We start from the raw sequence: 21,189 nt of genomic DNA, 5'->3' as shown, positions 1-21,189 counted from the left end.
TCTCCGTTCTCGCGGCCGATATCCAGACGTGGACAGCTCACGCCCCGTGTACATCGGCCGCCAGGCGCTCTATGCCGACAAGCGCCAATTGGCGGCCTACGAGCTGCTGTTCCGCGACGGCCCGCACGCCGACCACGCGACCGCGCGCGACAGCGTCGCCACCAGCCGCGTCATCGTCGAGGCGTTCACCGCCTTCGGCATCGAGGAGCTGGTCGGCGACCGGGGCTGCTTCATCAACCTGACCCGGGAGTTCCTCGTGGGCGAGCTGCCGCTGCCGTTCCCGCCGGGCCGGGCCGTCCTGGAGGTCATGAGCGGGATGGAGATCGACGACGAGGTGGTCGAGGGCGCCGCGGTGCTGGGCGGGCAGGGCCATCGGCTCGCGATCGACAGCTTCACCGGCGACCCGGCCGCGGCGCGGCTGCTCCCGCACGCCCACTACGTGAAGATCGACATGCGGACCGGCGACCGGCACGCCGTCGCGCGGCTGGTCGACCAGTGCCGGCGCATCCCGCGCATCCGGCTCGTCGCCCAGCGCATCGAGACGAGCGAGCAGCTGGAGCTGGCCCACCGGCTGCGCTTCCAGCTCTTCCAGGGCCACGAGCTCGCCCGGCCCCACCTCGTCACCACGCACGCCCTGAGCCCGATCCGGCTGGCCCGCATCCGGCTGCTCACCGAGCTGTCCGCCGAGGAGATCGACCTGGACCGGGCCGTGGCCACCATCGAGCGCGACCCGGCCCTGGCGATCCGCATCCTGCGCGGGGTCAACAACGCGGCCAGCGGCCTCAAGCAGCCTGTCTCGTCGATTTTCCAGGCGGTCGTACTGCTCGGGGTCCCCCAGGTGCGCCAGTGGGCGACGCTCATGGTGGCGGCCGACCTCGCCGACGGCGACGAGTCCCTGCTCAGCGACATCGTCGTGCGGGCCCGCATGTGCCAGACCGTCGCCGAGCGCCGGGGCTGCGGCGACGGCGCCACCGCGTTCACCGTCGGGCTGCTCTCCGCCATCGGCGAGCTGCTCGGCGGCCCGCCCGGCGAGCTCACCGACCATCTCGCGCTCACCGCGGACGTCGCCGACGCCGTCGCGCACGGCCGGGGCGAGCTGGGCGCCGTCCTGCGCGACGTGCAGGCCTACCAGCGTGGCGTCGGCGCCGACCTGCGCGGCGAACTGCTCGCCGCGCTCAGCTGGACCAACGCCTCGCTCGCCGAGCCCGAGCCGGTGTCGCGTTGACCATGCGGTCCTACCTCGCGGCAGAGACCGCGCTCGTCGCACTCTCCTTCGCCGTGCCCGACGGCACCTGGTGGCAGGTCGGCGTGCAGGTGCTCACCGGCTGGCTGGTGGCGTACGTCCTGCTGCGCCGCCGCATGTGGAGCTTCGGCATCGGGGTGGCCGCCAACGCCGGCGGCATGCTCTACGAGGCCTACCAGCTGCACGTCAACCACGCCTACGCCTCGCCGTCGTGGCAGGACGCCGGCTACCTGACGCTCTACCCGGCGGTCGCGCTCGGCCTCCTGCGGATCATCCGGCGGCGCAGCGAGGCCCGCGACTGGAGCGCGATCCTCGACGCCGCCACCGTCTCCGTCGGCCTCGGCCTGCTCGCCTGGGTCTTCATGGTCCGCCCGGCCCTGGACGGCTCCGGGGCCGACCCGCTGGCCGCCGCCGTCGCGGTCGCCTACCCGGCCGGCGACGTGCTCGTGCTGGCCATGCTGGCCCGGCTGCTCTTCGGGGCGGGCGCCCGCACCCGGTCCTTCTGGCTGCTCAGCGCGGCCATGATGCTGTTCCTGGCCGGCGACGCGGCCTGGGCCGTGGTCAACACCCTGGGCGTGGAGCCCAACCACTTCGAGCACCGGCTGCTCGGCGCCGCTTACCTGGTCGCGTACGCGCTCATCGGGCTCTCCGCCCTCGACCCCTCGGCAGGGCGCACGGTCGAGGTCACCCGCGACCACCGCCGGCTCGGCGCCGCCCGGCTCGCGCTGCTCACCGCGGCCTCGCTCATCTCCCCGGTGCTCATGCTCGGCGAGATCGCGGCTCACGACCTGGACGACGCGCTGCCGATCGCGCTGAGCTCGATCGCGCTGTTCCTGCTCGTGGTGGTACGGATGATGCGGCTGCTGCGGGAGCTGGAGGCGCAGACCCGGCGGGTCAGCGAGCTGTCCCTCACCGACGAGCTGACCGGCCTGCCCAACCGCCGGGCCTGGAACGCCGAGCTGCCGGCCGCGGTCGAGCGGGCCCGCCGGGGCGGCTCCGGCCTCACCGTGGTCATGATCGACCTGGACCATTTCAAGCGGTACAACGACGAGCACGGCCACCCGGCCGGCGACCGGCTGCTCAAGTCGGCCGCCGCGGCCTGGAGCGGGGTGCTGCGCCGCACCGACACCCTCGCCCGCTACGGCGGGGAGGAGTTCGTGGCCCTGCTCCCGGGTGCCGACCCGCTGCCGATCGTGCGGCGCCTCATGGAGGTCACGCCGCTCTCCCAGACCTTCTCGGCCGGCGTCGCCCGCTGGGACGGCCGGGAGACCTCCGACGAGCTGCTGGCCCGCGCCGACGTGGCCCTGTACGAGGCCAAGCGCGCGGGCCGCAACCGGTTCAGCGAGGCTGGAGCTCTCGCCGGCTGACGCCGAGATAGATGCGGTGGTCGCGGTGGTCGATCCGCTCGACGGTGTTGACGTCGACCTTGAACAGTTCGCCGTCGTCGCCGGCGACGAGCACCTGCCGGCCGTCGTACGTCCGCCGGTCGATCGCGCCGACCTCGCCGTCGGTCGCCTCCACCGTGTAGCCCACGAGCACCATGTCCCATCGCCCCCTCACCCGGTCAACGCTCGCTATACCCATCGGGGTGCGTTTCCTCCCATGCGTGGTCCGTTGCCGCGTTCCGTGCGAACCGGAAGATGATGACAGATGCCGCGATCAACCCGAGCACGATCATGGCGATGGCGCTCAGCAGCAGCGTGCCGGCCGCGCCCACGGCGCCGACCAGGGGCCCACCGGCGGCCGTGCCGAGCGGCACCGCGATCACGGTGATCGTGCCGAACGCGGCCAGCACCTGGGGGAGCCGGTCGGCCGGGGTGGTGGCCTGGAACAGCGCCATGACCGTCGAGAGGTACGGCGACCAGCACAGCCCAGCGACCGCGAACGCCGGCAGGGCGAGGCCGGGCGGAGCGCCGAGCCCGAGCGGGAGCATGGCGACCCCGAACGCGACCACGATCCCGGTCATCGCCGGCCACAGGGGGAGCCGCCTGAGGTGCGCGGCCGCGAGCCCGCCGACGACCGCCCCGACGCCGAAGGCCGTGTAGTAGACGCCGAGCAGGGTGGCCGGGGCGTGCAGGTCCTCGGCGACGTGGATCGGCATCGCGGTGTAGAAGGGGCCGAAGAGCAGGAAGAAGGCGAACGACAGCGCCAGCAGCGCCCGCTGGGTGCGGCTGCCCGTCGCGGGCCGGTCCGGCGCCCGCTCCGGCTTCTTGGCCGTCGCCGGCATCGCCCAGCGGTAGGTGGCGGCCAGCAGCGCGAAGCTGGCCGCGTCCAGGGCGATGACCAGGGCCGCGTTGGTCCACCCGATCAGCAGGCCGGCCAGGGGCGGGCCGACGATCGTGGCGAACTCGGCGATGGCGCTCAGCACGCCGTTGGCCGCCAGGTGGTGCTCCTTCGGCAGCACCTCGGCGATCAGGGTGTAGCGGCCGGCGGAGCCCCACGCGGCCAGCAGCGAGGAGACGCCCAGCAGGGCGACGTAGAGCCACAGCGGCAGGGCGCCGGCCGCGTACGCGATCGCGACGGCGCCGAGGCCGGCCGCGCGCAGGGTCGCGTTCCAGCCGGCGAGCTGCGCGCCGGGGCGATGGCGCAGGAAGCGGCCGAGGGCGACGCCGCCGAGGGCGCTCGGCAGGGAGTACGCCGCTACCGCCGCCGCCACCCAGGCGCCGCGCTGCTCCTCGGGGGCCAGCTGCAGGGCGAGCCAGCCGACGGCCACGATCGACATGCCGTCGCCGAGCGCGGACACGGCGAGCCCCGGCAGGACACGCCGCAGCACCGGGTGGCCGAGGACGGGACGGTAGGGGGTGAGGAGCATGGATGCCAGCACAGCTCATGCGGTACCGACGCGGCAATGAAAATCGCGGTGAGCGCAATTCGCGGCCGTGGGCTATCTTGCCAGCCATGCGTGGGTGGCCCATCGGGCTGGGATTGTGGCTGCTGCTGGTCGCGGCCCTGGAGGCGGCGGGCTTCGTCGCCGTGTGGCGGTTCTTCGTACAGAGCGAGCACGGTCAGTTACTGGACTTCGTCGCGATCACGGGCAACAGCATCGGCCGGGTCCGGGTCGCCTCCCTCGTGCACACCACCCTCAACGGCATCTCCGCCGTGTCGCTGGGCGCCGCCACCATCGTGATCGGCTTCATCGCCCTGGCCCGCCGCCGGGTCGCCCTCGCCGCCGGCGCGATGCTGCTCATCGCCGGGTCGAACGTCACCACGCAGGTGTTGAAGACGCTGATTTACCGCCCGGAGCTGGGCGTCGACCTCGAGCGCGCGGCCGCGGGCAACAGCCTGCCGAGCGGCCACACCACGGTCGCCGCCTCCGTCGCCGCCGCCTTGGTCCTGGTCGTGCCGGCGAAGGCCCGCGGCGCGGCGGCCCTCCTCGGCGCCCTCTTCGCCTCGCTGGCCGGCGTCGCCACCCTCTCGGCCGGCTGGCACCGGCCGAGCGACGCGGTGGCCGCGCTGCTGGTCGTCGGCGCCTGGGCCGCCGCCGCGGGCCTGTTCATCATCGTGGCCCAGCGCCGCCACGGCGACGTGACCTACGGCGAGGCCAGCACCTACACGACGGTCTTCCTGGCCCTGGTCTCCCTCGGCCTGCTGCTGGGCGCCGCGATCTGCATGCGGCTGACCGACGAGGTCCTCACCCGGGCGGTGGACGACCTGAGCCGGCGGCGCCTGTTCGCGGCGTACGCCGGGGGCGCCCTCGGCATCGCCGGCACCGCCGGGCTGGTGATCGCGGCGGTGCTGGCGACGGTGCACCGGGTGGTGCCGAGCCTCGTCCCGCCCCCGGATCGGGACGAGGACGACGAGGAGCCGACGACGCAGGTGGTCAGCCGACGCCCAGCGCGGTGACGTCCCACGTGCCGTAGTACTGGTTGACGAAGACGTTCGTGAGGCGCGGGTTGCGATAGTTGAGCACCTTGTCGTACGTCAGCGGCACCATCGAGGCGTTGTCCATCACCTCGGCGTTGATCTGCTGCCAGATCCCTGCCGCCCGGGTGCCGTCCCCGACGGAGCGCACCTGGTCGAGCTGCTGGTTGATGAGCGGATCGTCGAGCTCGGCGTAGTTGTTGTTGCCGCTGGGCAGGATCAGCCGCCCGTCGATGAGCGTCGGGTAGAACCCGTACCCGGTCGGGAAGTCGGCCGACCACGCCGAGAGGATGATGCCGTACCCCTTCTTGTGCACGTTGTCCGGGCTGCCCACGACGGATCGGGCGTACATCGACGGGTCCGACGGGTCGATCCGCGCCTTGATCCCGACCTGCGCCAGCGACGCCTGCACCGCCTCCGCGGTCTTCATCGCCTTGGGGCTGCCGGTGACCGCGATCACCGTGTCGAACCCGTCCGGCTTGCCGCACCGCTGCAGCTCGTCCTTGGCCTTGTCGGGCTGCGGCTTGCCGCTGCGGGTCTGGTACGGGTCGAGCCCCTCGTCGTACCCGGCGATCCCCGGCGGCAGCATCCCGCCCGCGATCTGGCCACCGGCCACGGCGCCCCCGCGGGCCGCCTGCACCGCGCCCTTGTCCACGGCGTACTGCACCGCGCGCCGGCAGTGCGCGTCGTCGAACGGCGCCACCCGGGTGCTCAGCGCCGCGTACTGCACGAACCCGGTCGTCGGCTCGTCCGCGTGCGCCTTCAGCCCCGGGTTCAGCAGCACCTTCGCCTGGACCCCCGACTGCACCCCGCCCTGCCCGGCGTCCATGTCGAGCGTCCCGTCGAGCAGCTGCTGGTCGATCTCGCCCGGGTCGGTCCCGATGGTCATCTCGATCCGGTCGGGCAGCGCCCGCCGCACCTGGTCCGTCCCCCGGTCCCACGCGTCGTTGCGCACCCAGGCGACCTTCTTGCCGGAGTCGATGCTGTCGAACCGGTACGGCCCCGACGACACCGGCTTGTCGCCGTAGCGCTCCCCGGTGTCCAGCCGCTGCGGCACCGGCGCCGCCACCCCCATCGCCAGCAGGTACGGGAAGTCGGCGAACGGCTCGGCCAGCCGGAACACGATGGTCCGGTCGTCCAGCGCAGAGACCGAGCGCAGCCCGTCCTTCGACGCGTACGGCCCCGGGTAGTGCTGCCCCTGATCCAGCTGGTCGATCAGGTACGTGGGCCCGCCCGACAGCGTGTCCTGCGCGAAGAGCCGCTCGATCCCGTACTTCACGTCCTGCGCCCGGATCGCGCTGCCGTCCTCGAACCGCACCCCGTCGCGCAGGTGGAACGTGTACGTCAGCCCGTCCGACGACACGTCCGGCAACGCCTCGGCCAGGTCCGGCTGCAGCACCAGCCCGTCCGCCCCGGGCGCGGCCGCCGGCGTGAGCAACGTCCGCGCGTACAGCCGCTGCAGGTTGTACACCGCGTTGATGTACGACCTGGTCGGGTCCCAGGAGTCCACATCGTTGGCGCTGGCCAGCCGCAACGTGCCGCCGGCCACGTCCGAGGGGTTGACGACCTCGCTGAGGCCGGCGTCGAACCCTCCGGCCGCGGACCCTTCCCCGCCGTTGTTGTCCTTGCCGGCGCATCCGCCCAGCACGAGCGCCAGGCCGAGGACCGCACCACACCACGTAACCTTCACCCTACGGAGCGTAGTTCTGCCAGCTCTCACCCTGCGGCGAGTCGCCGGAACTCGGCGGCGTGTCGGTGTCGCTACCCGGCGTGGTGGCGGGCGTTCGAGCAGGCGGGCGGCGGACGTTTGAGGAAGCGCGGGGGCGGATATCCGCTCTGTATGGCCACCACAGATGATCACACCGGCGTTCCCCGCGTGGACGACGCCGTCGACATCGACACGATCCGGGACGAGGCGGAGGAGATCGCGGTTCCGGCGTTCGACTACATCGCGCAGCCCATCGACGCGGTGGTCGACGGGCTGCTCGGGCACTCGCACGACGAGGACCGGGACACCGAGAACACCCAGGTCGACGAGTAGTCCCGAGGCCCCGGGCAGGGACGGGGCTGCTCAGGGGCAGGCCCACGGCTGCGCGGTGAGCAGCTGGCGCACGTGCGCCGACGGGCCCATGGCGAACTCGCCGGTCGCCTCGTAGCCCTCCGCGGACAGCGCGCGGTGCCAGGTCAGGGCGCGGATCACGTTGCCGGCGACCATGGCGTTGCGCAGGTCGGCCAGCAGCTCGGCGCGCGGGGCCAGGTCGGTGAACGGCTCCAGGTACGCGTCGCGCAGCCGCGTGCTGGTCGCGCCGCGCAGCGTGACCAGCATCGAGCAGAACGGGTGGGCGACGACGCTGTCGCCCCAGTCGTAGATGCGCCCGCCGTCGGCGAAGGGCCGCCGTCGGGCAGCAGCAGCCGGCCGAGGGGCGGGTCGGCGGCGATCGGGGCGAGGGTCTGTGCCGGGGCGAGCCGGCGCAGCGTGCGGTACAGCTCCACCTCGAACACCGTGCCGGGGGCCGGCATCTTCAGCCAGACGGGGCCCGCGTCGGTGTCCGCCCGCATGACCGTGCCCCAGGGGCGCCGGCGCGGCACGGTGACGTCGCCCGTCCGGCGCCGGCCGGCCTCGGCGAGGCGCTCGTCGACCCAGCCGGTGACGTGCTCGGGGGTCACCGCTCGGGCGCCGGGTGCGGCAGCGGGTGCGCGCCCTCGGGTCGCAGCCCGTCGAAGATGATCGCGAGGTAGCGCCGCCACAGCTCGGGCGCAGCCGTGTGGGCGTAGCCGGCGATGTAGTTCGGCGCGCACATGAGCAGGAACAGGTCGGTGCCGGTGACGTCGCCGCGCACGGCGCCGTCCTCGCGCGCGCGGCCGACGAGCTGGTCGATGGTCTCCTGCAGCCGGGCCTGGAGCCGCGAGACCTCCGCGTTGCCGGCGCTCGCGCCCTGCAGGAAGGAGAGGTCGCGCTGCTGGCGCTGCTGCGCGGCCACGGTCAGGAACTCCAGCAGCGCCTCGCCGGAGTCCTCCGACCGCAGCAGGTGCTCGCCGGTCTCGATCAGCGCCTCGACCCGGTCGAGCACGATCGCGGCGATCAGGTCCTCTTTCGTCGCGAAGTGCCGGAACACGGTGCCCTTGCCGATGCCGGCCCGCTTGGCGATGTCCGCGATCGACGCCTCGAGGCCGCGCTCGGCGAACTCGTCGGCCGCCGCGGCCAGCAGCAGGCGCCGGTTGCGTGCGGCGTCGGCCCGCAGCGGTCGGTTCACACCGGCCATCCTACAAAGTTGACCGCCCGGTCCGCTTCGGCTAACGTGACCGCATGGTCCGGTTCATGCAGGCAGTGGTCGCCGACCGTTACGGTCCCCCCGAGATTCACGTCGTTGCCGAGGCACCGGTGCCCGAACCCGGTCCGGGGCAGGTCCAGGTGCGCATCGCCGCGGTCTCGATCAACCCGGCCGACGTGCGGCTCGTCTCCGGCGACTTCCGAGACGCCGTCGACCTCCCGTTCCCGCACATACCCGGCAACGACTTCGCGGGCACGGTGAGCGCCGTCGGGGACGGGGTGACCCGCTACGAGGCGGGCGAGGAGATCTTCGGCTTCGCCACGCCCCGGGCGCTGCGGCACATGGGCAGCTCGTCGCTCGGCACCGGAGCGCTCGCCGAATACGCGGTCTTCGAGGCCGAGACGCCGTTCCTGGCACGGCGGCCGGACGGGCTCGACGTCGAGCAGGCGGCCGCGCTGCCCACCGTCGGGCTCACGGCCCGGGCGCTCATGGCAACCGCCGGGGTCGAGCCGGGCGCCCGCGTCCTGGTGGTCGGCGCGACCGGGGGCGTCGGCACCACGGTGCTGCCGCTGCTCGCCCGGGCCGGCGCCCGCGTCGTGGCGACCGCGCGCGGCGCCGACGCCGACCTGGTCCGGTCGCTGGGCGCGGCCGAGGCCGTCGGCTACGACGATTACCCGGGCGGCTTCGACCTCGCGCTCAACCTGGTGCTGCCGGGCGACCGGCTGGAGCCGCTGGTCGCGGCGGTGCGGCCCGGCGGGCGGCTGCTGTCCATCACCTTCCCGCCGCCGGCACCCCACGACGAGGTCGACGTCCGGCTCGTCCTGGACATGGAGGCCCGGCACGGCGGCATGGCCGAGGTCGCCGCGGACGCCGTCGCGGGCCGGCTGCGGGCGCGGATCGACGAGCGGTACGAGTTCGCCGACGCCGTGCGGGCCCTGGCCGACTTCGCCACCCGGCACAAGACCGGGAAGCTGGTGGTGCGGGTACGCTCTCGGACGTGAATATCGTGGCCGAGGTGCTTGTCGGGCTCGTGGCCGTCCTGCACCTGTACTTCCTGGTGCTGGAGATGTTCCTCTGGACGGCGCCGAGGACGCGGGCGGCGTTCGGCACGACGGCGGAGTTCGCGACCGCCAGCAAGGCGCTCGCCGCGAACCAGGGCCTGTACAACGGGTTCCTCGCGGCCGGGCTCGTCTACGGGCTGGTCGCCTCGAACGTCGCCTTCGAGGTCTTCTTCCTGATCTGTGTGATCGTCGCCGGGCTGTACGGCGCGGCCACCGCCAACCGGCGCATCCTGCTGGTCCAGGCGCTGCCGGGCGCGCTGGCGCTCGCGGCGGTCCTCGCCGCCCGGTAGCCGCCCGGGGCGGTGGCTACCGCAGGTCGACCGACAGCCACGCGGTCGGGGACGACGGGCGGTCGGCCCACCACACGACGCCGGCGCGAGCGGCCGTCACGCCCACGTTCGGGGCCAGGACCTTCGACTCCGAGGTGTCCAGGTCGTAGGCGACCAGGCGCACGTCGTCGCCGTGAAGCTCGGTGAACAGCTCGTAGCGGCCGGCCACGGCGTTGTCCGTGGCGATGGCGGTCAGGTCGCCGGGGACGCGGCGGCGGGACGTGCCGTCCGGGTGGCGCACGTCGAAGAGGTGCCCGTCGGTGGCCTGGACCATCGAGCGGCACCAGGCCGGGGTGCAGACCACCGACTCGGCGGCGGCCTTGGTCACCACCCGGCGCTCGCCGGACTGCGGGTTGACCAGCGCCAGCGGGGCCTGGTCGTCGACGCTGAGCAGCCAGGGCCAGGTGGTGTGGCGGAAGCGGCCGTCGGCGTACGTGGTGGTCACCGGGCCTCCGGCGACCGGGACGCTGCGCAGCTCGGTGCGCGGGGTGTCGTCCGGCGGCGCGGCGACCCAGTGGACGCGGTCGTCGGCGACGACGAGGTCGTACTCGGAGTCGAAGAAGACCGCGGCGCCGGTGTCGGCCGTGAGGGAGGCGGGCGGCCCGGAGCCGTCCAGCGGCGCGCGCCAGAGGCGGGTCTCGTAGGTGCCGCCGGGCAGGGCGGACGACTCGGCCCAGAAGAGCGCGCCGCCGGCGGCGGTGAAGCCCAGGAACTGGGCGAAGCGCTCACGGGGGAGGCGGCGCAGCTCGCGGTCGCCGGACGGGGAGCGCAGGACCAGGCGGTCGTCGGCGGCGTCGTTGGCGGTGCCGACCGAGGTGACGGCGTCGGCGTAGAAGAGCGGGGTGTACTCGGCGCCGTCCGGGAGCTTGGCGGAGGTGCTCCGCGCGGCCGGCGGGGCGGCGGAGGCGGAGGCGGTGGCCGACACCGGGGGAGGCCCCTTGTGCACGGTGGTCAGCAGCCAGGCGCCCGCCGCCAGGGCCACGGCCAGGGCGATCAGCGGGCGCGCCTTCCGGGCGGCGGCACTCACCGCGCCACCGAGGTTGTCGCCGTCATCGGTGCAACCTAGCCGGTGTTGAACACCGTTTCCAACACGACGCTCAGCGCGTAGCGGTGACGTCGGTGGCCAGGACGGTCGCCGGGCCGGTCGTGCTGCCCGTGACGGTGACGCGGGCGCCCGGCGGAATCCAGGACACCAGCGCCGGGCGGCCGTCCAGGCGGATGGTGGCGGCGGTGCCCGGGGCGACCGTGACGCTGCGCGGGCTGTTGCGGCGCCGGCCGTTGCGGACCGAGACCGTCAGGGCGGCCGGGGTGGACTGGACGACGGTGCCCGAGAACGTGACGCGGGCCGCGGCCGTCCAGGCGGTCCGGGCGGATGCGTCGGTCGGGGTGAGCAGGGTGGCCAGCGCGGTCGCGCCGGAGATCACGATGCGCATCACGAGAGGTAATCCTCCTGGTCGGGAGCCCATTACGCTCCCCGGAGCGGGGTGCCGACGGGGTTCGCGACCGGTGCGGGTTCGTGAGACTTTCACGGTGTCGAAGCGCTTGACCTGCCTGGGGCAGGGGCGGCGTTGACCCGGGACCGGGAGCGCTCACACCATCCGCGCTATGCGAATCAGCCCCCAGCGCCAACGAAGTAGATCGATGAGACTCGGTGCCCTGGCCTCGGCGGCCGTGGCGGTCGCGGCCGTCGGGGTGGCCGTGCAGATGTCCGTGCGACCGGCCGAGGCGGCCGCCGCGGATCCCTACTCCTTCAAGAACGTGCAGATTGAGGGTGGCGGCTTCGTGCCGGGCATCATCTTCAATCAGTCGCAGGCCAACCTGGTGTACGCGCGGACCGACATCGGCGGGGCGTACCGGCTCGATCCGAGCACCAACCGGTGGATTCCGCTGCTGGACTGGGTCGGGCAGGACAACTGGGGGTACAACGGCGTCGTCAGCATCGCCACCGACTCCGTCGATCCCAACAAGGTGTACGCGGCGGTCGGGATGTACACCAACTCCTGGGACCCGAACAACGGCGCCGTGCTGCGCTCCTCCGACAAGGGGGCCACGTGGCAGGCGACGGCGCTGCCGTTCAAGCTCGGCGGGAACATGCCGGGCCGGGGCATGGGGGAGCGGCTGGCCGTCGACCCGAACAAGAACTCGATCCTGTACCTCGGCACGCCCAGCGGCAACGGCCTGTGGCGCAGCACCGACTCGGGGGTCACGTGGGCGAAGGTCACAGCGTTCCCCAACCCCGGCAACTACGTGCAGGACCCGAATGACAGCAACGGGTACCTGACGGACAACCAGGGCGTCGTCTGGGTCACCTTCGACAAGCGGACCGGCTCGGCGGGCAGCGCGACGCAGACGATCTACGTGGGCGTGGCCGACAAGCAGAACACGGTGTACCGCAGCACCGACGGCGGGGCGACCTGGTCGCGGCTGGCGGGGCAGCCGACGGGGTACATCGCCCACAAGGGCGTGCTCGACACCACCGGCGGATATCTGTACCTCGCCACCAGTGACACCGGCGGGCCCTACGACGGCGCCAAGGGCGACGTGTGGAAGTACGCCACCGCCACCGGCACCTGGACGCAGATCAGCCCGGTGCCGTCGAGCAGCTCCGACGACTACTTCGGCTACAGCGGCCTGACGATCGACCGCCAGCACCCGAACACGATCATGGTGGCGACGCAGGTGTCGTGGTGGCCCGACGCGATCTTCTGGCGCAGCACCGACGGCGGCGCGACGTGGACCCGGATCTGGGACTGGACCAGCTACCCCAACCGGAGCTTCCGGTACAAGATGGACGCGAGCCGCTCGCCGTGGCTCAGCTTCGGGACGAACCCGCAGCCGCCGGAGGTCACGCCGAAGCTGGGCTGGATGAACGAGTCGCTGGAGATCGACCCGTTCAACTCCAACCGGTTCATGTACGGCACCGGCGCCACCATCTACGGCAGCACCGACCTGACCACCTGGGACAGCGGCGGCCAGATCACGATCAAGCCGATGGCGCCGGGGCTGGAGGAGACCGCGGTACTCGACCTGATCAGCCCGCCGACCGGCGCGCCCCTGATCTCGGGCCTCGGCGACATCGGCGGTTTCCGCCACGCCAACCTGGACGCGGTGCCGGCGCAGATGTTCACCGCGCCCGTGTTCACGACCACGACCAGCCTCGACTACGCCGAGCTGAACCCGAGCGTCATCGTGCGGGCGGGCAACTTCACCGACTCGGACCGGCCGAACGACAGCCACGCCGCGTTCTCCACCGACGGCGGCGCGAACTGGTTCCAGGGCACCGAGCCGGGCGGTATCAACGAGGGCGGGACCATCGCGGCGAACGCCGACGGTTCGCGGTTCCTGTGGGCGCCGAAGAACAGCGCCGTGGTGTACTCGGTCGGCTTCGGCAACAGCTGGACCCAGTCCAGCGGCATCCCGCAGAACGCGATCGTCGAGTCCGACCGGGTCGACCCGAACACCTTCTACGGGTACTCCGGCGGCACCTTCTACGTCAGCCACAACGGCGGCGCCAGCTTCACCGCGGCGGCCACCGGCCTGCCCACCACCGCCAAGTTCAAGGCCGTGGCCGGCGCGACCGGCGAGATCTGGCTGGCCGGTGCCGACGGCGGACTGCTGCGCTCGACCAACGGCGGCACCTCGTTCGCCAAGCTGAGCACCGTGTCGGCGGCGGCCGCGGTCGGCTTCGGCAAGGCGGCGCCCGGGCGCACCAACCCGGCGGTGTTCATCGTCGGGCAGGTGGACGGCAAGAAGGGCGTGTTCCGCTCCGACGACGCCGGCGGCACCTGGCTGCGCGTCAATGACGACCAGCATCAGTACGGCAACATCGGCGACGCCATCACCGGCGACCCGAGGATCTTCGGCCGCGTCTACCTGGGCACCAACGGCCGGGGCATCATCTACGGCGACCGGACCGGCCCGCAGCCGTCGTACTCCACCTCGCCGTCGGCGTCGGTCTCGCCGTCGCGGTCCACGTCGCCGTCGGCGTCGGCCTCCCCGTCGCGGTCCACGTCGCCGTCCGCGTCGGCCTCCCCGTCGCGCTCGTCGTCGCCGTCCCCGTCGGCCCCGGCCGGCACGTGCAACGTGGCCTACAGCATCGCCGGGCAGTGGGGCGGCGCCTTCCAGGCCGCGGTCAAGATCACGAACAACTCGTCCACCGCGGTCAACGGGTGGAGCCTCAAGTGGACGTACGCCAATGGGCAGGTCATCACCCAGATCTGGGGCGGCGTCTACGCGCAGAGCGGGTCGAGCGTGACCGTGACCAACGCCGACTACACGAAGACCATCGCCGCCGGTGGCGGTAGCGTGGACTTCGGCTTCATCGCCAGCTGGAACGACACCACCAACGCGAAGCCGGCCGCGTTCACCCTGAACGGCACCGCCTGCTCCGTGAGCTGACCCTCGACCGGCCGGCCCCCGCGACGCCAACCGCGGGGTCCGGCCTCCGGAACGTAACAGCCGTATCGACGGCTGGCGGCCCGGTCGTAGGCTGTCGATCGTGAACTCACGTCGTTACGGTGCGCTCATCGCGGCGGTCGGCCTGCTGCTCCTTGCCGGATGCTCCAACGTCGAGGTGCCGACGGCGCCGCAGCGGGCCCGCCAGATCGCGGCCCCCGGAGCGGCGGGGGCGGGCAAGCCGTCGGCCGGCGCCACCGGGTCGACGGCCGACGCCGGACCGGTCGCCTGCCGCTTCATCGCCCCGTCGGCGAACCAGGTCCCGGCGGTCAAGGCGGCCGCCAAGGACGTCGGCGTGCCGCCGGCCACGCCGTCCAAGTCCACGAGGGCGACCATGCGTATCACCACCAACCAGGGCGCGATCGTGGTGCAGATGGACGCGCGGAAGGCGCCGTGCTCGGTGCACAGCTTCGCGTTCCTGGCCGGCAAGCACTTCTTCGACAACACCAAGTGCCACCGGATGACGACCGAGAGTATCTTCGTGTTGCAGTGCGGCGATCCGTCGGCCACGGGGTACGGCGGGCCGGCGTACAGCTACCACACCGAGGATCCCGGCTCGGGCTACGTCCGCGGCACCGTCGCCATCGCCAACGCCGGCGACCCGGACACCAACGGCAGCCAGTTCTTCATCAACTACAAGGACAACACCCAGGTCCCGCCCGACTACACGATGCTGGGCACCGTGACGAGCGGCATGGACGTGGTCGACAAGATCGCCGCCGGCGGGGTCAACCCGACCGACGCGTCCAGCCCGGGCGACGGCGCCCCGAAGATCGACGTGGTCCTGCAGCAGGTCACGGTCGGCTATGACGACTAGCCTCGACTGGGCCGGCTGTCACAACGCGCGCGACCTCGGCGGGCTGCCGACCGCGGACGGCGGGGCCGTGCGGGCACGGGCGCTCGTGCGCTCCGACTCGCCGGACCGCCTGACCGCCGAGGGGCTGGCCGCGCTGCGCGCCTACCGGTTCACCGGCGTGGTCGACCTGCGCGCGAGCTACGAGATCGCGGCGAACCCGAGCCCGCTGGCCGGCGACGGGGCGTACCACTGGCGGCCCTTCATCGACGAGGTGAACGACCCCGTGCGGGACCTTGCCGACCTGGCTCCGATGTCCGAGGTGTACCGCGTGAGCATCATCGGCAACGCGGTGCGCGTGGCCGGTGCGGTCGCCGCCGTCGCCGACGCGCCGCCGGGGCCGGTCCTCGTGCACTGCGCGGAGGGCAAGGACCGCACCGGGATGCTGGTCGCCGTGCTCTTGCGGGTCGCGGGGGTGGCCGACGACGTGATCGCCGCCGACTACTGCCGCCATCCGCGGGGCGAGTGCGAGGCCGCCTCGATCCTGGCCGCGCTGGAGCGCATCGACGAGGTGCACGGCGGCGTGGAGGCGTACCTGCTCGCGCACGGGTTGACCGGCGCGCAGCTGTCCGCCGTGCGCTCCCGGCTGCGCTGAGCTCAGGGCGGGACCCGCTCCCGGCTGCGCTGAGCTCAGGACGGCACTCGCAGGGCGGCGGCCAGCCCGGCGGCCTGGCCGGCGAAGTCACGCCACGGTTCCGGGGTGGCGGCGAGGTACCTCGCCGCGCGGCTCGCCGGGCAGGCGCGCTGCGTCCACTCGTCGAGGCGCCCGGCCCGGACCGTGAAGAGCACCAGCAGCCCGTCGGCCCAGCCGGCCGCGCGGAACTCGGCCGGCTCCAGCGTCGAGACCCGCTGCGGGCCGCTGATCCACTCCAGCGCCTCGAGTTCCTCGTGGATCTGCGCGGCCAGCTCGAACTGCAGGCCCTCGGCGGCCCGCTCCCGCAGCGCGACCAGGTCGCTCCTCGCCGCGGCCAGGGCCTCGGGCGCGCGGGCCAGCACCGCGGCGAGCTGGGCGGCGAGCGGCTCGCGGTCCTCGGGCGTGACGCCGCGCTTGGCCGCCAGGTCGCGCTCGGCCCCGGTCAGCCGGGTGCCGGTGTAGGCGAGCGGCCGGATGCGGTGCAGGCCGGCGAGGGCGAGCCGGGCGCGGCCGCCGCCGAGGTACGGCCCGTAGCAGCCCGGCTCCGGGTGGTACAGGATCTTCAGGCCCGGCGAGCCGGCGGTCGCGTCGAGTCCGATGTGGACCGTGGACTCCTGCCCGCCGCGCGCCCGGTTCCAGCGCGGCTTACGCCGGGTCAGCAGGTTGTGCTCCAGCCAGGCCGCCTCGTGCACCGACGCGCAGACGACCGCCTCGACGGCCGTGACCGCGGGCATCATGCGGCGCAGCCTGGGCCGGTCCTTGAGGCCGGACCAGTACGACCCGACGCGGGCCCGCAGCTCGGTGGCCCGTCCGATGTAGAGCACCCGCCCGCCGTCGTCGCGGAAGCGGTACACCCCGGGGGCGTACGGGAGCCGGCGGGCGCTCAGGGGCATGGTCATCGTCGTCAGTATGCCGGTCGCCGCCGTTTCGCCCTCTATCACGCCCTCGTGGGGCTAGTTTGGAGTTCGATACACCAATGACTCCACGGGGGCAAGGTCAACAAGTTTCATGACGCTGAAAAAGACTCTGCAATGGAGCGCGATCGTCTTCGTCGTCTGGTTCGTGGCGTACCGCCCGGACGCGGCGGCCAAGGTGATGCGCGGCATCGGCGACATCATCGCGCAGCTCGGTACCGGCTTCGGCGACTTCTTCTCGCAGCTGATCTCCTGAGGGCTGCCCTTCCTGGCGTCCCGCCTCGCGGGGCGCATGGTCGACGCGCTGCGCTCCGCCCGCGCGCGCGTGACCGCCCATCGAACACATACTTCCTTCGACAATGGACGCCCGCGGCGCTGACGGTACGTTCGTTGCGTGCACTACTGTCAGCGCTGCGAGGACCCGATCGTCATGGCGCCGCAGGGGGACGTCGCGGTCTGCCCCGGGTGCGGGGGCAGCGAGCGGGCCAAGCGGCTGCCGCTGTTCGTGGTCACCGGCGCGTCCGCCTCGGGCAAGACGGCGCTCTTCCCGCACCTCGTCGACGGACTCGGGGAATGCCTCGTGTTCGACGTGGACTGGCTCATCGGGCCGTTCCAGCGGGCCTGCGAGTTCGGCGAGGTGGACTGGCCGGCGTTCCGGGACGCCTGGCTCAGCGTGGCGCACGGGGTGGCGCAGAGCGGCCGCCCCACCGTGCTGCTCGGGCCGTTCGTGCGGGAGCAGCTCGACGACCTCCCCGGCCGGCGATGGGTCGGGGACGTGCACTTCGCCGTGCTCGACTGCGCCGACGACGTCCGGGCCGCTCGGCTCGAGGCGCGGCCGCGGTGGCGGGAGCGGGCGATCGAGCGGCACGTCGCCTTCGCCGAGCGCCTGCGCAAGACCGCGGACACCGTGGTGCGGACCGACGACGCCACGCCGGCCGAGTCGGCCCGGCGGGTCATCGACTGGGTCAGGGCCGCACGCTGAGCACGCGGCCCGGCCGGGGTTGTCCCGGCCGGGCCCGTGCCGGCGACGGCGGTCGGGCGCTACTCGAAGCGCAGGCCCTCCGGGCGCATCAGGCGGAACAGCGGTGGCAGGCTGGCCACGGTCACCAGCAGCACCACGGCGGCCGAGATCGCGCTCACCACGCCCACGCCCGGCCAGTCCAGGCTGATGGGCATGCTGACGATGCGCAGCAGCGCGGCGCCCAGGCCGAGGCCGAGCACGGCCGCCACGACCAGGCCCAGGGCGACCGGGACCAGGGTCTGCCAGAGGACCGACAGGGCCATGGTGCTGCGGCGGGTGCCGAAGGCCACCAGGGCGGCCAGGGTGCGGCGCCGGTCGCGCAGCTGCTCCAGCGTGCCGACGAGCAGGCTCAGGCCGACCAGGACCAGGACCACCGTCGCGCCGGCGAAGAGGCCGCGGCGGATGCTCGCGAAGGTCTTGTCGACGTCGGTGGAGCGCAGCACGCTCATGTCGGCCGACGGGCCGATGCGCATCGCCGCGTTGCGCAGGTGCTCGACGGCGTCGGGGTTGGACAGGTCGACGCTGATGAGGGCGTACACCCGCCGGCCCTCGGCGTCGGGCGGCGCCACGGACGGCGTCAGGAGGATGCCGTCGTGATCCATCCCGGAGGGGTCGCGGTGCTCGCGGGCGGACTTCAGGTGGGACGGGACCGTCCACACCGTGCCGTCGCCCAGGTCGACCTGGCGGCCGGCGCTGCCGGTGGCGTTGTCGCCGGCCATCTCGGGGTTGGCGAACGACGCCGGGTCGACCGCGAAGGCGTCGCCGTCGGCGCAGCCGGGCAGGTCGGCGAGCAGGCGCAGGGTCGCGCAGTCGGCCACCACGACCTCGAACGCGTGCTCGTCGTCGAGGTGGGCGTAGCTCTGGCGGTACGAGTGCACCGCCGTCACGCCGGGGCTGGCCCGCAGCATCGCGTCGACGTCGGCGAGCGCGTGCCCGCGCAGCGGCGCGCTCATCACGGCCTGGGCCTGGGTGACGTCCTGCTGACTGATCCTGGTGTTCTGGCCCTCGGCCGCGGCGAAGATCATCTGCAGCGCGATGGTGCCGGCCGCGGCGACCGCGACCGCGTTCACGGCCCGCAGGGCGCCGTCGCCGCCGAGCTGCAGGCGCCGGATCGCGATCTGCCAGGCCACCCCGCCGCCGGTGCCGAGGCGGGCGACGATCCGCTCGCACAGCCAGGGCAGCAGCGTGGCCACGCCGAGCAGCAGCAGGATGATCCCGAAGGCGGTCGGCAGCAGGTCGACCCGCACGGCCTTGTCGCGCATCTGCGGCACGAGCAGGCCCAGGCCGGCCAGCGGGAGCAGCAGCCGCCACCAGATCCGGCGGCGGGCCCGGGACACGGCCTTGCGCACCACGCCGAGCGGCTCGACGACGACCCGGCGCATCGCGAGCAGCGTCATGGCCAGCGCGGCCAGCGGCACCGCGACGACGATGAGCGCGGCCAGGGCCGGGGTGGGGCGGATGTCGGAGGCGTAGACGCTGATCCCGGCCAGCTCGAAGCGCTCGGCGAACTGGCGGCCGAGGAGGAAGAGCGCGGCGCCGGCGAGCACCCCGAGGGCGGCGCTGACCACCGCCTCCCCGGCGGCGATGCGGCGGGTCATCCAGGTGTCGGCGCCGACCAGCCGGACGGCGGCGAGCCGCCGGTCGCGTTGCTCGCCGCCGAAGCGCGTGGCCGCGGCGACGAACATGGCCACGGGCATGAGCAGCGCGACGAAGATGACGACGACGAGGAGGAGCAGGACGGGGGAGAGGGGGTCGCCCTTACTGCTGCTGCCGTACCGCTGCAGCCGCATCACCCCGTCCTCGTCCGCGGTGAGGTCGGCGCGGGTGCCGTAGAAGTACAGCTCGTTGGGGCCGGACAGGCCCTCCTTGCCGATGGTGCCGGCGATCGGCTGCGGGAAGCGCTCGCGCAGCACGGCGCCCTCGGGCGAGTCGAAGAGCTGCTGGAGGCCCGGGGAGACGAGGATCGAGCCGTCGGGCGGCAGGGCGGTCACGCCGGGCGGCAGCACCGGGTGGGCCCCCTCGGCGCGCAGGAAGCGGCCGGAGACCTGGCGGTCGTGGTACGCGCTCATGATCGGCAGCGACAGCACGGTGGTGTCGCTCTTCGGCGGCGGGTCGCCGTAGCGCAGGTCGTCGCGGGCGTCGGTGCGGGCGTGCCGGCCGTCGAGGATGCCGGGGATCGCGACCGCCAGCAGCAGGACCGCCACCCCCAGCCCGACCCCGAGGGCGGTCAGCCCGGTGCGCAGCAGCCCCTCCCGGCCGGCGACGGCCAGGCGGGCGCCGAGGCCGAGGTCGGCGAGCCAGCGGCGGGGCCGGCTCATCGGGCGCGCTCCAGGTCCAGCGCCCGCCCGTCGCGCACGACGATCTCGCGGTCGGAGTAGGCGGCCACCCGCGGCTCGTGGGTGACGAGCACGACGGCGGCGCCGCTGTCCCGCGCCGCGGCGGTGAACAGGCGCATGACCCGCTCGCCGTTGAGGGAGTCCAGGGCGCCGGTGGGCTCGTCGGCGAAGACCACCCGCGCGCCGGTGACGAGGGCCCGGGCGACCGCGACCCGCTGGCCCTGGCCGCCGGAGACCTCGCCGGGGCGCTTCTTGGCGACGTCGTCGATCTCGAGCCGGGCCAGCCACTCGGCGGCCCGCCGCTCGGCGTCGCGGCGCTTGGCGCCGTCCAGCCGCATGGGCAGGGCCACGTTCTCCAGGCAGGTGAGCTCGGGCACGAGCTGGCCGAACTGGAAGACGAAGCCGAACTCGCCCCGGCGCAGCGCGCTGCGCCGGGAGTCGGAGAGGGAGGAGAGCGGCTGTCCGCGGTACGACACCGTCCCCGAATCCGGCGTGATGATCCCGGCCAGGCAGTGCAGCAGCGTGGACTTGCCCGAGCCCGAGGGACCCATGACGGCCACGATCTCGCCGGCCCCGACCGTCACCGAGGCGCCGTCCAGCGCCGGGGTGGCCCCGAAGCGTTTGTGCAGGTCCTCGGCCACCAGCAGCGCGTTCGGGCTCATCGGGCCACCTCCGCGGCGAGGTCGTCGAGGCGCGCGGCGGTGAGCTCCAGCCAGCGCAGGTCGGCCTCGAGGTGGAACAGCGCGTGGTCGCAGATGAGCTGGTCGGACAGGTCCCCGGCGGACTTGCGGCGGGTCAGCTCGCGCATCATCCGCAGGTGCTCGGCGCGCTGGGTGTCCAGCACCTCGGTGGCCTTGCGGCCGGTGGACAGGGCGAGCACGACCTTCATGTAGAGGGTGCTCTGCAGGTACGGCTCAGGCTTCTCCGGCTGGGCCAGCCAGCGCTCGACGTCGGCGACCCCGGCGTCGGTGATCGCGTAGCGCTTGCGGTCGGGGCCCTCGTCCGACTCGACGCTGTCGACGGTGACGAGGCCGTGCTTGAGCAGCCGGGACAGGGTCGCGTAGACCTGCCCGTAGGCGAGGGGGCGATCGGCGCCGAAGCGCTCGTCGTAGGCCCGCTTCAGGTCGTAGCCGTGGCGGGGCCGGGTCTCGAGGAGCCCGAGGAACGCTTGACCGATGGACATGCCGAGGACTCTACACGACAGGTATAC

22 protein-coding genes are annotated in these 21,189 nt (G+C 73.3%); 11 read left to right on the top strand and 11 right to left on the bottom strand.

The window, feature by feature from the left end; translation table 11 throughout:
- Positions 1-28: 28 nt before the first annotated feature.
- Together ABD352_RS14140 and ABD352_RS14135 are read left to right on the top strand one after the other, a co-directional pair.
- Positions 29-1,225: an EAL and HDOD domain-containing protein gene (locus tag ABD352_RS14140; RefSeq protein ID WP_344612785.1), complete on the top strand. Its 1,197-nt coding sequence runs from the start codon at positions 29-31 to the stop codon at positions 1,223-1,225.
- Positions 1,226-1,227: 2 nt separating this feature from the next.
- Complete coding sequence (locus ABD352_RS14135; RefSeq protein WP_344612918.1) at positions 1,228-2,610, top strand: GGDEF domain-containing protein; 1,383 nt, start codon at positions 1,228-1,230, stop codon at positions 2,608-2,610.
- On the opposite strand, the gene ABD352_RS14130 is transcribed toward ABD352_RS14135, so the two are convergent.
- Positions 2,582-2,803 (bottom strand): hypothetical protein, encoded by a 222-nt coding sequence (locus ABD352_RS14130; RefSeq protein ID WP_344612784.1) that lies wholly within the window; start codon positions 2,801-2,803, stop codon positions 2,582-2,584. The genes ABD352_RS14135 and ABD352_RS14130 overlap by 29 nt on opposite strands.
- 4 nt (positions 2,804-2,807) lie before the next feature.
- Positions 2,808-4,055 carry an MFS transporter gene (locus tag ABD352_RS14125; protein WP_344612783.1) on the bottom strand — a complete coding sequence of 416 codons (1,248 nt, stop codon included), beginning with the start codon at positions 4,053-4,055 and terminating at the stop codon, positions 2,808-2,810.
- An 86-nt stretch (positions 4,056-4,141) separates the two neighbouring features.
- Between ABD352_RS14125 and ABD352_RS14120 the strand changes: the two genes are divergently transcribed.
- A complete protein-coding gene (locus ABD352_RS14120; protein ID WP_344612782.1) occupies positions 4,142-5,086 on the top strand; it encodes a phosphatase PAP2 family protein in 945 nt (314 codons plus the stop codon).
- On the opposite strand, the gene ABD352_RS14115 is transcribed toward ABD352_RS14120, so the two are convergent.
- A complete protein-coding gene (locus tag ABD352_RS14115; protein ID WP_344612781.1) occupies positions 5,064-6,794 on the bottom strand; it encodes an ABC transporter substrate-binding protein in 1,731 nt (576 codons plus the stop codon). The two genes, ABD352_RS14120 and ABD352_RS14115, sit on opposite strands and share 23 nt — an antisense overlap.
- Before the next feature lie 150 nt (positions 6,795-6,944).
- On the opposite strand from ABD352_RS14115, the gene ABD352_RS14110 reads away from it, so the two are divergent.
- Entirely contained in the window at positions 6,945-7,145 is a 201-nt protein-coding gene (locus ABD352_RS14110) for a hypothetical protein (protein WP_344612780.1), read from the top strand.
- A gap of 30 nt (positions 7,146-7,175) precedes the next feature.
- On the opposite strand, the gene ABD352_RS14105 is transcribed toward ABD352_RS14110, so the two are convergent.
- On the bottom strand, positions 7,176-7,430 hold the full coding sequence (locus tag ABD352_RS14105; protein WP_344612779.1) for a hypothetical protein: 255 nt from the start codon (positions 7,428-7,430) through the stop codon (positions 7,176-7,178).
- Positions 7,431-7,767: 337 nt separating this feature from the next.
- Positions 7,768-8,358 (bottom strand): TetR/AcrR family transcriptional regulator, encoded by a 591-nt coding sequence (locus ABD352_RS14100; RefSeq protein ID WP_344612778.1) that lies wholly within the window; start codon positions 8,356-8,358, stop codon positions 7,768-7,770.
- 53 nt (positions 8,359-8,411) lie between these two features.
- Here ABD352_RS14100 and ABD352_RS14095 point away from each other — a divergent pair, with 53 nt between their 5' ends.
- Together ABD352_RS14095 and ABD352_RS14090 are read left to right on the top strand one after the other, a co-directional pair.
- Positions 8,412-9,377 carry an NADP-dependent oxidoreductase gene (locus ABD352_RS14095; RefSeq protein ID WP_344612777.1) on the top strand — a complete coding sequence of 322 codons (966 nt, stop codon included), beginning with the start codon at positions 8,412-8,414 and terminating at the stop codon, positions 9,375-9,377.
- On the top strand, positions 9,374-9,727 hold the full coding sequence (locus ABD352_RS14090; protein ID WP_344612776.1) for a DUF1304 domain-containing protein: 354 nt from the start codon (positions 9,374-9,376) through the stop codon (positions 9,725-9,727). Before ABD352_RS14095 ends, ABD352_RS14090 begins: the two co-directional genes overlap by 4 nt.
- A 16-nt stretch (positions 9,728-9,743) precedes the next feature.
- Here ABD352_RS14090 and ABD352_RS14085 read toward each other — a convergent pair whose 3' ends face one another.
- On the bottom strand, positions 9,744-10,793 hold the full coding sequence (locus tag ABD352_RS14085) for a hypothetical protein (RefSeq protein WP_344612775.1): 1,050 nt from the start codon (positions 10,791-10,793) through the stop codon (positions 9,744-9,746).
- Between the two features lie 70 nt (positions 10,794-10,863).
- Positions 10,864-11,202 (bottom strand): hypothetical protein, encoded by a 339-nt coding sequence (locus ABD352_RS14080; protein WP_344612774.1) that lies wholly within the window; start codon positions 11,200-11,202, stop codon positions 10,864-10,866.
- A 205-nt stretch (positions 11,203-11,407) separates the two neighbouring features.
- Here ABD352_RS14080 and ABD352_RS14075 point away from each other — a divergent pair, with 205 nt between their 5' ends.
- From ABD352_RS14075 to ABD352_RS14065, 3 genes are all read left to right on the top strand, one after another.
- Entirely contained in the window at positions 11,408-14,164 is a 2,757-nt protein-coding gene (locus ABD352_RS14075; protein WP_344612773.1) for a cellulose binding domain-containing protein, read from the top strand.
- Between the two features lie 100 nt (positions 14,165-14,264).
- Positions 14,265-15,038 carry a peptidylprolyl isomerase gene (locus tag ABD352_RS14070; protein ID WP_344612772.1) on the top strand — a complete coding sequence of 258 codons (774 nt, stop codon included), beginning with the start codon at positions 14,265-14,267 and terminating at the stop codon, positions 15,036-15,038.
- Positions 15,028-15,669, top strand: a complete 642-nt coding sequence (locus ABD352_RS14065; protein ID WP_344612771.1) for a tyrosine-protein phosphatase — start codon at positions 15,028-15,030, stop codon at positions 15,667-15,669. Before ABD352_RS14070 ends, ABD352_RS14065 begins: the two co-directional genes overlap by 11 nt.
- 35 nt (positions 15,670-15,704) lie before the next feature.
- On the opposite strand, the gene ABD352_RS14060 is transcribed toward ABD352_RS14065, so the two are convergent.
- The gene (locus ABD352_RS14060) at positions 15,705-16,607 is read right to left on the bottom strand and encodes a hypothetical protein (RefSeq protein WP_344612770.1); all 903 of its coding nucleotides are present in this window, start codon (positions 16,605-16,607) and stop codon (positions 15,705-15,707) included.
- Between the two features lie 109 nt (positions 16,608-16,716).
- Between ABD352_RS14060 and ABD352_RS14055 the strand changes: the two genes are divergently transcribed.
- Together ABD352_RS14055 and ABD352_RS14050 are read left to right on the top strand one after the other, a co-directional pair.
- Positions 16,717-16,878 (top strand): hypothetical protein, encoded by a 162-nt coding sequence (locus tag ABD352_RS14055; protein ID WP_344612769.1) that lies wholly within the window; start codon positions 16,717-16,719, stop codon positions 16,876-16,878.
- Between the two features lie 138 nt (positions 16,879-17,016).
- The gene (locus ABD352_RS14050; protein WP_344612768.1) at positions 17,017-17,604 is read left to right on the top strand and encodes a P-loop nucleotide/nucleoside kinase family protein; all 588 of its coding nucleotides are present in this window, start codon (positions 17,017-17,019) and stop codon (positions 17,602-17,604) included.
- Between the two features lie 59 nt (positions 17,605-17,663).
- On the opposite strand, the gene ABD352_RS14045 is transcribed toward ABD352_RS14050, so the two are convergent.
- The 3 genes from ABD352_RS14045 to ABD352_RS14035 are packed head-to-tail and all read right to left on the bottom strand — an operon-like array spanning position 17,664 to position 21,162.
- Positions 17,664-19,961 (bottom strand): FtsX-like permease family protein, encoded by a 2,298-nt coding sequence (locus tag ABD352_RS14045; protein WP_344612767.1) that lies wholly within the window; start codon positions 19,959-19,961, stop codon positions 17,664-17,666.
- Positions 19,958-20,641, bottom strand: a complete 684-nt coding sequence (locus ABD352_RS14040) for an ABC transporter ATP-binding protein (RefSeq protein WP_344612766.1) — start codon at positions 20,639-20,641, stop codon at positions 19,958-19,960. The genes ABD352_RS14045 and ABD352_RS14040 overlap by 4 nt, the downstream gene beginning before the upstream one ends.
- On the bottom strand, positions 20,638-21,162 hold the full coding sequence (locus tag ABD352_RS14035; protein WP_344612765.1) for a PadR family transcriptional regulator: 525 nt from the start codon (positions 21,160-21,162) through the stop codon (positions 20,638-20,640). Before ABD352_RS14035 ends, ABD352_RS14040 begins: the two co-directional genes overlap by 4 nt.
- Positions 21,163-21,189 lie beyond the last annotated feature (27 nt).

It is taken from the genome of Dactylosporangium salmoneum, assembly GCF_039532525.1.
Lineage (GTDB): Bacteria > Actinomycetota > Actinomycetes > Mycobacteriales > Micromonosporaceae > Dactylosporangium > Dactylosporangium salmoneum.
This window is presented reverse-complemented; position numbering and strand designations above follow the sequence as displayed.